Source organism: Mycoplasmopsis maculosa (assembly GCF_900660665.1).
GTDB classification, from domain to species: domain Bacteria; phylum Bacillota_I; class Bacilli_A; order Mycoplasmatales; family Metamycoplasmataceae; genus Mycoplasmopsis; species Mycoplasmopsis maculosa.
The window spans coordinates 581,248-593,031 of the sequence record NZ_LR215037.1 but is presented as its reverse complement, the minus strand read 5'-3'; the positions used below and the strand labels follow the sequence as shown (position 1 = coordinate 593,031).

At 24.4% G+C, this 11,784-nt stretch carries 10 protein-coding genes and 1 pseudogene; 8 read left to right on the top strand and 3 right to left on the bottom strand.

Annotation, left to right across the window (positions count from 1 at the left end; translation table 4 throughout):
- Nucleotides 1-92 precede the first annotated feature (92 nt).
- The 7 genes from dnaX (at nucleotide 93) to EXC47_RS02435 (ending at nucleotide 6,795) form a co-directional block, all read left to right on the top strand.
- Nucleotides 93-1,919: a DNA polymerase III subunit gamma/tau gene (gene dnaX, locus EXC47_RS02465; protein WP_129646808.1), complete on the top strand. Its 1,827-nt coding sequence runs from the start codon at nucleotides 93-95 to the stop codon at nucleotides 1,917-1,919.
- Nucleotides 1,920-1,930: 11 nt separating this feature from the next.
- Complete coding sequence (locus tag EXC47_RS02460) at nucleotides 1,931-2,218, top strand: YbaB/EbfC family nucleoid-associated protein (protein WP_129646806.1); 288 nt, start codon at nucleotides 1,931-1,933, stop codon at nucleotides 2,216-2,218.
- 3 nt (nucleotides 2,219-2,221) lie between these two features.
- Nucleotides 2,222-2,809 (top strand): toprim domain-containing protein, encoded by a 588-nt coding sequence (locus EXC47_RS02455; RefSeq protein ID WP_129646804.1) that lies wholly within the window; start codon nucleotides 2,222-2,224, stop codon nucleotides 2,807-2,809.
- 8 nt (nucleotides 2,810-2,817) lie between these two features.
- Nucleotides 2,818-3,465: a dTMP kinase gene (tmk, locus tag EXC47_RS02450; RefSeq protein WP_129646802.1), complete on the top strand. Its 648-nt coding sequence runs from the start codon at nucleotides 2,818-2,820 to the stop codon at nucleotides 3,463-3,465.
- Nucleotides 3,465-4,367 (top strand): AAA family ATPase, encoded by a 903-nt coding sequence (locus EXC47_RS02445; RefSeq protein ID WP_129646800.1) that lies wholly within the window; start codon nucleotides 3,465-3,467, stop codon nucleotides 4,365-4,367. Before tmk ends, EXC47_RS02445 begins: the two co-directional genes overlap by 1 nt.
- Complete coding sequence (rsmI, locus tag EXC47_RS02440) at nucleotides 4,360-5,064, top strand: 16S rRNA (cytidine(1402)-2'-O)-methyltransferase (protein WP_129646798.1); 705 nt, start codon at nucleotides 4,360-4,362, stop codon at nucleotides 5,062-5,064. Before EXC47_RS02445 ends, rsmI begins: the two co-directional genes overlap by 8 nt.
- A gap of 75 nt (nucleotides 5,065-5,139) precedes the next feature.
- A complete protein-coding gene (locus tag EXC47_RS02435) occupies nucleotides 5,140-6,795 on the top strand; it encodes a ribonuclease J (protein ID WP_129646796.1) in 1,656 nt (551 codons plus the stop codon).
- An 83-nt stretch (nucleotides 6,796-6,878) separates the two neighbouring features.
- Here the strand turns inward: EXC47_RS02435 and EXC47_RS02430 are convergent, their stop codons facing one another.
- The 3 genes from EXC47_RS02430 to EXC47_RS02420 form a co-directional block, all read right to left on the bottom strand.
- Nucleotides 6,879-7,298: a hypothetical protein gene (locus tag EXC47_RS02430; RefSeq protein WP_129646794.1), complete on the bottom strand. Its 420-nt coding sequence runs from the start codon at nucleotides 7,296-7,298 to the stop codon at nucleotides 6,879-6,881.
- A gap of 74 nt (nucleotides 7,299-7,372) precedes the next feature.
- A complete protein-coding gene (locus tag EXC47_RS02425; protein WP_129646792.1) occupies nucleotides 7,373-7,981 on the bottom strand; it encodes a DUF402 domain-containing protein in 609 nt (202 codons plus the stop codon).
- 1 nt (nucleotide 7,982) lies between these two features.
- Nucleotides 7,983-10,016 (bottom strand): MYPU_1760 family metalloprotease, encoded by a 2,034-nt coding sequence (locus EXC47_RS02420; RefSeq protein ID WP_129646790.1) that lies wholly within the window; start codon nucleotides 10,014-10,016, stop codon nucleotides 7,983-7,985.
- Between the two features lie 347 nt (nucleotides 10,017-10,363).
- On the opposite strand from EXC47_RS02420, the pseudogene EXC47_RS02415 reads away from it, so the two are divergent.
- Nucleotides 10,364-11,727 (top strand): annotated as a pseudogene (locus EXC47_RS02415) (FAD-dependent oxidoreductase).
- Nucleotides 11,728-11,784 lie beyond the last annotated feature (57 nt).

Here is an 11,784-nt window from a genome sequence, read left to right as displayed (position 1 = left end):
ATTCTTTTTTATACTTAAAAAAATAAGTTTTTAATTGCTAATTAAATATAAAATATTGTGTAATAATATTAAATATAAAAAGGTAAAGAATAATGAGTTATAAAGCGCTTTATAGAAAATATAGACCAAAATCATTTTCTGATGTAAAAGGTCAAGATCACATTGTCGAAACATTGAAAAATGTAGTAATTAATCACAAAATAAGTCATGGATATTTATTTTGTGGACCAAGAGGAGTGGGAAAAACTTCTTTAGCTAAAATTTTTGCTAATATAATAAATTGCTATCATTTAGAAGATGTTACAAAATTATGCGAAAATTGTTTAAATAATTTGAATAGCAACTTAGATATCATCGAGATGGATGCAGCTTCTAATAATGGTGTTGATTCTATAAGAGAATTAAAAGAAAAAATTGAACATTTACCTACAAAAGGAAATTATAAAGTGTATATAATTGACGAGGTTCATATGCTTTCAAAAGGTGCTTTCAATGCTCTTTTAAAAACGCTTGAAGAACCGCCTGCTCATGCAATATTTATTTTGGCAACTACTGATCCACAAAAAATACCTCCAACAATAATTTCAAGATTACAAAGATTTAATTTTAGAAGAATATCAACTAATACTATAGTTAACCAGTTAACTGAAATATTAGAAAAGGAAAATATAAAATTTGATTCCAAAGTTTTATATTATATTGCTAGATTAGCTACAGGTGGAATGAGAGATGCTTTATCTATTACTGAACAAGCAAATGCATATGGTAATGGAGAAATAAAATTAAAAGATGTTATATATGCTTTTGGAATAACTTCAAATCAACAATTAATTAGCTTGGCCAATAATCTTTTTAGAAACTTAACAGAAGAATCTATAAAAGAGTTTACTTTATTAAAGGAATCTGGGATTGACCCAAAAGAATTTGTTATTAGTTTTATAGATTTATTTAAAGACTATATTATTTACCAAAAAACCAATGACAAAGCTTTTTTGGATTTATTGATAGATGAAGAAATACAAGAATTAACTATAAATTATGATTTTGCTCAGAAAGCAATCGAATTTTTATATAAATTAAATAAAGAGTTATTTTATACTGATAATTACTTTCAACTAATAGAAATTTATTTAATAAAAATTTCTGAAATAAATAAAGATAATAAATCAATAAAAAATTTAAATAATAATGGGAATATTGAAAATATGAATTTTAAAGAAAACAAAAACAATCAAGATACTTTTGAAAAGGTTATAGCAACAACTCAAGAACTAGTAGTTCAAGTAAACCAAAATGAAAATAACATAGAAGCAATTGAAGATGATATTTTAACTGGTGTATTTGATTCAATTGATAATGAAGTTATTATTGATACAAGAGAATTGGGCATTCAAAGTGAAATATTAAATACAAAAACAACTATAATACCTGCTTTTGAGGAAAAATATAAAAAAATAGATAAGTTTGAGTCTAATTACTCAAAAGAAGAATTAATAAAAGCTCTTTATATTTGCGATATTCAAAGTAGAAGTAATTTTGATGCCTATTTACAAATTTTAATAGGCGATAATCTATTAAATGAATATTCTGATTTGGCAAGAGCTTTTAGTGAGGTTAAAATAAAAGCTGCCGGTAATAATTTTTTAGTTTTAACATCTGATAATTTACCAATTTTAAATTACTTGAGTAATATTGAAAATAAAGAAAATGTTCAAAATTTGTTAAAACAATATTTTAAAACAACAGTACGTTTAATTTTATGCGAAAAGAATTGATTTAAAGAAATAGCTTTATCAATTAAAAAAGAACGGGAAATGAATCCAAATAAACCTAAACCTCAATTCGATCAATTTACAAATATTGAAATAGAAAAAGAATTAAGCCCAAGTAAACAATTATTTGATAAACTTAACTTTTAAAAGGAGAAAAAATGGACCAAAATATGATTAGAAAATTGCAAAAAATGCAAGAAGAAATTCAACAAAAATCTGAATTGTTTATGGAAAAAGAATTTACATTAACAAAACAAGGCGTTACAGTAATTGCAAAAGGTAGTAAAAAAATAGTATCAATTAAAATTTCTGATACTGATCTTATTGATCCTGAAGACCCAGAAATATTAGAAGATGTTTTATCATTAGTTATTAATGAATTATTCATAATGATTGATGATGAACAAGAAGAAATGATGCCAAATATACCTGGCCTTGGTTTTTAAAAAATGGAAGAATCAAAAATTATTCAGGAATTTAAAGAGTTTATAACTAAAATTCCATCTATTACTAAAAAACAATCCGAAAAAATAACTAATTATTTATTGAATACTCCAAAGGAATTTTCTGAAGAATTAATAAATAATATAAGAAAATTAAAAGATAAAGTTTCTTTTTGTGAGAAATGCAATTTTATAAAAGAAAAAGAAAAATGTTTAAATTGTGCAAGAGAAGATGTTTGAAATATTTTGATGATTGTAGATAATATTCAAAATGCTAAAAAAATAATTTCATTAGATTTCTTTAAAGGATATTTTTATGTAATGCCTTATTTATTAGATTTAAATAATAAGGGCAACGATTATAATTTTCCTCAACTTTTGGAATTTATAAGAGAATATAATCCAGTCGAAACTGTAGTTGTCTTAAGTCCAACAATAGAAGGCGAATTAACTACTACTCACTTGCTTAAACTTTTTAAAAATAATAATATAAATGCATCCAGAGCAGCAATTGGAATGCCTCTTGGATCTAATATAGAATATCTTGATGAGTTTACATTAAAACAATCTATAGAGAATAGAAAAAATAACTAGGAGCTAATATGTTTATAACTTTTGAAGGACCAGATGGAAGTGGAAAAACAACATTAATAAGTGAATTAATCCAGAGATTAATAAAAGCTAAACCATCATTAAAATATATCTTAACAAGAGAACCAGGTGGAAGAGATATAAAAGAAGCTGAAAATATAAGAAAAATTATTTTAGACAAGGAAAGTCATTTATCACCAATTTCAGAAGCACTTTTATATACAGCAAGTAGAAGAATCCACATTGAAAGAGTTATTTGGCCAGCTTTAAAAGAAAATAAATTGATATTGTGCGATAGATATGTAGATAGTTTTTATGCTTATCAAGGCGTAGCAAGAAATTTAGGTTTAGACTTTACTAAAAAGCTAACAGAATTAGTAATAGAAAACACATTGCCTGATTTAACTATATTTTTATTTATTACAGCTGAACAAAGTAGTCATCGTAGAAATATAAGCAGAATTGTTACAGATCGTTTGGATGCAGAATCTAACGAGTTTCATAAAAGAGTTATAAACGGCTATGAAGAACTAATAAAAAACGATCCTGAACGTTTTATTGTAGCTGATGGGTGACAAAGCATAGAAGATTTAACTAATGATGTTTATGAAAAATTGATGAAAAATGAAAAATTTAAAAAGTGATTTGATAATATATAATGATAAGTAAAAATTCAATAAATTTAATCGATAATACCTTTCAAATAGATAAATTAGCGCATTGTTATATAATATCAGGATCTGGAAAAATTAATTTAAACGAGATATTAATTTATATAATAAATAAAATAAATTATGAAAAAATCGATAGTTTAAATATCGAAACTTTACCGGGAAACATATTATTTTTTGAAAAAGAACTTTCAAAAGAAAAAATAGTATCTGTTTTAGAAAATTCTACTCTTAGTTCTTTTTCTGAAAATCAATTAAAAATAATAATACTTAAAGATGTTGATCTAGCTTCTAATTCTACATTAAATTCACTTTTAAAAAGCATTGAAGAACCTAGTTCTAATACCATTTTTATTTTAACTACAAATTATATAAATAAGATTTTACCTACAATTAAATCAAGATCTATAATTTTAAAAATTGAAAAACTAAATAAAATAGATTTACAAAAAGAATTTATAGAAAAGGGTTATAGTAAAGAATCTTCTTGATTCTTTTCTAATATTTTTGATGATTATTTTTACTCACAAGATATTTTAGAAGAAAATAGTTTTGATTTAATAAATGAGTTAATTAATAATTTTGAAAAAAGTTTTAAAAATAAAAATTTTTTGTATGCTTTTTTAGCTAAATATTCAAAAAAAGATTCTTTTAAAAAGTTGAAGATTCTTCTCTTATCTTTAAGATTTATAATAACATGAAAGTTTAATTTTTTTAATGAAACAACATTTTATTTTAAAGGTTTTAAAAGCAAATTATTAAAAGCAAATATTGACTATTTTTCCTTTTTTAAAGCATTAGACAAATATTTAAGCATTGAAAATAATAACTTTAACTATTTTCTTCAAGTTGAAAATTTATTTATAGAATTAATGGAGTCATATGGCTAAAATATTTTTAGTAGGAACACCAATTGGAAATTTAAAAGATATAACTTTTAGAGCTATCGAGACATTGAAAAATGTAGATTTAATAGCTTGTGAAGATACAAGAGTTACTTCTAAATTATTAGATTATTACAATATAAAAAAAAGATTGATAACATATAATAAAATCAATGAAAAAGCCTCTGCAGAAGGAATTTTAGAATTAATTGTAAAAGATAATTTAAATATAGCATTAGTTAGTGATGCAGGAATGCCACTTGTAAGCGATCCAGGATTTGAATTAATAAAAAAAGCAAGAGAAAATAATATTGAAGTTGAATTAATCCCAGGTGTTAGTGCTTCGATTAGTGCATTTGCTTTAAGTGGTTTTTCTAATACATTTATTTTTCATGGTTTTCCAGAAGAAAAAAGCGGCAGAAGAAAAAAGCAAATTGAAAACCTAGACAAAAATTATGCCCACATTTTTTATGTTTCACCACATAAATTCGACCTTTTTATAAATGATATTAAAGAAGTTTGATTTGATAAAGCAAATCTATTTTTAGCAAGAGAATTAACAAAAATGCATGAATCAACATATTTCGGAACACCAGAAGAAATTATTAAATCATTAGATAATACCTCAAGAAAAGGCGAATACACAATTGTTGTAAAAATTGCTCAAGAAAAAAACGTTAAAATTAATAAATATAAAAAATAAAATTTTAATATAATAGATTTAGTTTATTACTTTATCTATTTTTTTATTTCAATAATATACAATAAGGAGAATATTATGAACGATATTAATATATTTGCTCTTGGCGGTTTAGACGAAAATGGTAAAAACTGTTACATTTTTGAATGAAACTCAAAAATATATGTTGTAAATTCAGGGACTAAGATTCCAATTAATTCTAATAATGGTATTGATACACTTATTCCAAATTTTTCATATTTAGAAAAGCATAAAGATAGGATAGAAGGTATTTTTATAACTGATGTTAAAAATGAATCTTTTAGTGCATTACCTTGATTATTAATGAAAATACCTAATTTAAAAATTTACACTTCAAGTTTGAATAAAATATTAATTTTGGATAGATTAAGCAAATATAAAATTTCTAATGCAAGCAATAGAATTATTGTTTTAGATAAAACTATTAAAGTTGGCGAAATATTTGTTAAACCACTTGATTTAGCAGGATCAATGCCTGGACACATAGGATTAGATTTTATAACTCCTGATGGCGATGTTGTATTTATGTTTAACTTTGTAGAAGGCAATTTAGGTGTTTATGGTAATTTAAATTTTGAACAATTAGGCAAAAATAATTTTTCAAAAAGAAAAATTTTAGCTTTAATTGTTGATTCAGGGCGTGCAAATTATAACGGGAAAGCAATTGATAAAATACAACTACCTCAAAGTATAAAAGAAGCTTTTCTTGCAGCTAAATCGGATTCTAGAATAATTGTCGGTGCTTATGATGAAGAAATGTATGCGTTAAGCCAAATTTTAGAGTTAGCTATTCAAACCGATAGACCAATAATTACATATGGTAAAACTTACGGACAAGTTTTAAATATAATTAAAAAAGCTAAACCAGATTTACCAATGCCTAAGATTTTGGATTATAAGTATTCAAATAAAATAAAAAATGCAGTTATTTTAGTAACAGGAGCTACTGAAAGATTACATGCTAGATTTTTAAGAATAACAGATAATAAAGATGTTTATTTAAAATTATCTAAAACTGATACAGTTTTAATGATAGCTCCAGCTATTAATGGGCTAGAAAGTTTAGAAGCTGTAGCGCTTGATGAAATAGCAAGAATAACTCCAAAAATTATAGATATAACTGCAACAGAGTTTTATCGTCATAGACCTGCAAGAGAAGATCTTATTAAATTAGTTAATATTTTAAAACCAACTTTTATAATACCAGTTCAAGGGCTTTATAGATATTTAAATGAAGCTACAAGATATATAAGTAGTGAATGTCAAGTAAATCCCAAAAATATATTATTAATGCAAAATGGTCAAGTAGCTCATATTAAAGGTAATAAGTTAGTTTCTACAAAGGGTAAAATAAAAGAAGTCGGAGATATTATTATTGATGGTTTTGGTGTAGGTGATATAAGTTCTGAGGTTATAAATGAAAGAGAGGTTTTAGGAAGAGAAGGTGTTATACTAATAGCAGCTAGATATAGCCCTAAAACCAAACTTATTACTGGTAAAATTCAAATAAATTATGTTGGCGTAATTGATAAAGAAGAAAAAAAACAAGCAAATGAGCTTATTAAATCATTAATTTTAAATTTAATCGAAACAGATAAGTTTGAAGGTATAAAAGATTTACAAAATAAAATAAGACAAATTGTAAGAAAGAAAATTTTTAAAACCTATAATAAAGAACCTATTGTAGCAGTTAATTTTACTCAAGTACAATAAATAATTTTAAAATAAAAACACATTTAAAACATATTGAAAATTTTTATGTTAAAAATGTGTTTTTTTATAAATAATAAATTTAATTATTTATTTTTTGATTTTCTGAATCTTTTGATTAATATAACAATAATTGCTATTAGTAAAGCAACAGTAATAATTGCTAAAGAAATAACTGAATAAAGAGCTCATTTTGGTTGAGGTGCTCTTTTTGTAGATTCAGATTTAGGTTGATCTGCATTTGTATTTGATTCAGCTGGTGTAGCAGCTGTATTAGAACTATTTTCATTTGAATTTGTAGCAGGCGCAGTGTTTGTGTTTTCTCCTGATGTAGTAGGTTGATTTTCAGTAGCTGTTGTAGAAGCAGGGGCTGTATTTTCATTTGTAGCAGCTGGAGCAGGTTGTTCAGTTGTTGAAGCTTCTCCCGCTGTAGAAGAAATAACAGGAATTAATGCTGTAGGGGCAACTACACTAGAAAGTCATAAAAATTTTTTCATTTTTTTCATTTTTATCCTCATTTTTAAATTTGTATTTTTATAAAAGTATTATATATAATTTTTTTTTATTACAAAATTTGAAATTATTTTACTTTATGTTTTCTTATTTTAATCTTTAAGTCTTTTCTAAACTGGGCGGGTAATGACTTATCTTTTTTTGCTAAATCTATGTAATAATCAATAACTTCTGGATTGAAAAAATATTCACTTTTTTCATATTTTTCCAATACTTTTTTTACTGAATTAAAAACCATTGTTGTTATTTTTTTAGGATATTTATAATTAATTTTATTTTCATTAAATTCTTCTTCATCAACGATAGAAATATTATTGTGAGGATAATGTTTTAAATCTATATCAAAGTCTATAAATTTTATAGTATTATCTTCATAAAGAGGATTAGAAGCTATATTTACATAAATATAATTCTGTTTAGGCTTTAATAGTATTAATGCATTATGCATGCCAGTTTTAGGCATAAATCATATAACATAATCTCTATAAACTCAATTGTGTTCTCATTTCTCACTAACTTTAGTTTTATAAAGTAATAGTACATAGTGTTTTGAAGTGTTTCTTAATACCTTGCATCCGTTTCATTGTCTATATAAATCACCATTATATTTATAAGCTTGTACGTTTATAATTGAACCTTCAAGAGGAAAAATATTTTTATTACTTTTTTTTATCATTTTATTCCTCTCCATTTTTCATCATTATATTCGATTTTAATTTGTCAAAATATAGTATTTTATTTGTACCTAAATTGTCTTTAAAAAAGTTGTAATCAGAACTCATTAATATTCTATTATTAGGTATAGGATTATCTATACTAGAAAAATTCATTCAGACTTCATCACTATTTTTTCCTAATCCTGAACCAACTTCAAAAGTACCATTATTATTTAAATCTCTAGCAAAAAATATAGGTCTATCATAGGAAACATCTTCACTATTAAACCAGTCAGTCTGATAAATAAAATATTTTTCTTTTAATTCTGGTATAACATCTTTTGGTTTTAAATCTCTTGTTCTAGCATTTGCAAAATCTTTAACATTAAAATTATGATAATTTATATATTTTATAGGTATTTTAGTTAATTTTAGTTTTTTATTATAATAAACTAAATATTCTCAATTATTTTCTTCGAGATAACCAGTTATTTTGAAACTTTTAGCTTCTTTTGGACTAAATTGTTTATCACTTATTTTTGTAATTTTAGATTTTATTTGTGCAAAAGGTTTTCCGTAAAACATTGACTCTAAGAATCTTTTGTAAAAATCTCTATGTTTATCTTCAAAAACTTGAACACCAGTTTCTTTTGTTTTAGGATTAATATAATTGAATTTTAAACCTCATACACTATTTGGATAAATATAATCATCATATTTAGTAAGAGATAAATCTTCAACAGAAACCATTGTAGATCCATATTTTAAAGTTCTGGCTCAATCAGAAGCATATGATCCAAACTGATATGTTTGATCTGTTGGTAAATCTTTAAATTTATCAAAATAATTTACACCTTCTCCATAATAATTTTGGGAAATTTCAAATATATTAGTAGTTGTTTCATTTCTCTTATATTTTTTAGAATAAGGTTTTTCTCCATGTTTTCCTTCAATATCACCTTGTACATAATAAGGAATATATGTAAATTTTTGTCATTCCCTTGGAACAAGTTCTGTCATTGAATAATAATAAGGAATTTGATCTAATTTATAGTTAGTTATTATATTACTATATTTTGAATATTCTGGATTTAGCGCAAAAGAGAAAACTTCTAATTTTCTTTTAACAAATTCTTTATATAAAACATCATATTCAGATTTTATATTTGAGTATTTTCATAAATTATTTAAAGATAAAATACTAGGCAAGAAATTATTTTGTGTTGCGTACTCGGGTTTTACTACGTTTGTATAATTGTAATTAAGATTTTCTAAATAATTGTTAACAAAGTATTTATTTCAATAATCATCAGAAATTGAATTTTTTGATGGACGATATGATAAAACTTCAGTTATATCATTTTTAGTAACGGGACCATAATTAACATATGAACTAGCTCAATGGTGAGTATATTCATGAAATAAGGGACCCATTAAATTAATAATCTTTGTAAATATATCGTAATTTTTTTCTATCATATATTTAGAGTTTAAATATATTTCATTTATTTGTGGTAAATATAGCCCAGCTGAACTATCACTAATTACGTTATAGTCGTTTATGCTTATAGATTTTAAATGAACTATTTCTGGACCAAAAGGAACTTTGCTGTAAAATTCCTTAGCAAGCAAAGCGAGACCTTCTTTTCCTAAAAAATATCTAGGATTTTTTTTGTCTTCGTTGTAATTGTAGGAAACATCTTTAAAAATAATACCGTTAATTGGATCAGTATATTCAATTACACCATTATTAATTTTATAGTTTTTATCATTTTCTCAATCTTCCTTAGTTAGTGATTCTAAACCTATGATAGGTCTATTTTCAAATTTATCTTTTGGTAAATTAGAATCATCTGGATTTGGATTTATAATAATAGGTTTTTCTGGTTCTGATGGTCTATTATTTTCATTTGTAAATGAAAAAATATCTAATTTAATTAGTATTACAACAAAGCCTACTATAAATATAATGAAAAATGGTATTAAAACTAGTAGTGTGATTAGTAGTATTGTTTTTGAAGAACGCCCCTTTTTTAAATTAGGATCATTTTTCATTTTTAAACTCTTTTCTTGTTAGTATTTTCTTTAAGTTAAATAATATATTAGTTTGACTAATAATTAAATTATATATTTTAATTGATCAATATAAAAAAGTTAATTTAAAAAAACTATGATACTTTTTTCTACATATAAGATTATAAAAATTAAAATAAAAATAATAAAATCATAATAATATGAAGTATTTTATAAAATAATAATGTTTTATATGGTAATAATTATTATGCAAAAAAAGTGGAATTTTTTTCCATTTTTTTAATTTTATGAAAACTCAATTTATAATTATTTTTATATTAAATAAAATTAAATTTAAATGTTTTAATTAAATTAAGAAGGAGAAAAAAATGAAAATTATATTAGTAGGTGCAAATCATGCTGGTACATCTTTTATTAGAACATTAAGAACTGTTAATCCAAATGCGGAAATAACAGCTTATGATAGAAATACAAATACATCATTTTAGGCTGTGGTATAGCAGTATGAGTTGCTGGTGAAATGAAAGAACCAAATGGCTTATTTTATTCATCACCAAAAATTTTAAGAGAAAATTATGGTGTAAACCTTAAAACAAGTCACGAAGTTATAAAAATTGATAGAGTTAAAAAAGAAGTATTAGTAAGAAATTTAGAATCAGGAAACGAATTTGTTGATAAATATGACAAATTAGTTTTTGCTGGTGGTACTTGACCTATTGAACCAAAATTGCCAGGTATTGAATTCAATAACATTGTTTTAAGCAAATTATTCCAACATGCAGAAACATTAGTTGAGTATGCTAATAGCGATAAAATTAAAAACGTTGTAGTTGTTGGTGCTGGATATATTGGTGTTGAATTAGTTGAAGCTTTTCACGAAAAAGGCAAAAATGTAACATTAATTGATATTAATCCTAGAGTAGCAAATTTATATTTCGATTCAGAATTTACAAGTATTATGGAATCAAATATGGAAAAATCTGGAGTTAAATTAGCTTTAGGTGAAAAAGTAACTTCATTCAAATCATCTAATGGAAAAGATGTTTCAAAAGTTATAACCGATAAATCAGAATATGAAGCAGATTTAGTTATTATGTCAGTTGGATTTAAACCAAGAACAGAATGTATAGATGTTGAAAAAATTTCAAATGGTGCTATAGTTGTTAATGAATTTCAACAAAGTTTATCTGACGAAAATATCTATGCAATAGGTGATTCATGTGCTTTAAAAAATTCTGTAAGTGGAAAAAGTACACATGTTGCTTTAGCGACAAATGCAGTAAAAACAGGTATAGTTTCAGCGTTACATTTAGCAGGTGTTAATGTTTCTTTCCCAGGTGTTGCAGGAACTAATGCAATTAATGTATTTGATTGTCATTATGCAAGTACAGGACTAACTGAATCTTTAGCAAAAGCAAACGGTTATGAAGAAGCTGCAAGTGTTTATTGAGAAGATATGGATAAACCAGAATTTATGCAATCAGCTGAAAAAGTTGCATGTAAAATTGTATATGACAAAAAAACATTTAAACTTTTAGGTGTACAAATAGGTTCTTGAGGTAAAAATATTCATACAGAAACTGTTTATATGTTTGCACTTGCAATACAAAAAGGTTTAACATTGCCAGAAATTGCATTAACAGATGTTTACTTCTTACCTCACTTTAATAAGCCATTTAACTTTTTCTTAGTTCCAATGTTAAAGGCGTTAGGATTAGATTACAAACACTAAAAATAGGAAAACCTATTTTTTTAATATAAATTGAATTTTTTAGCAAAAAATAAAAAG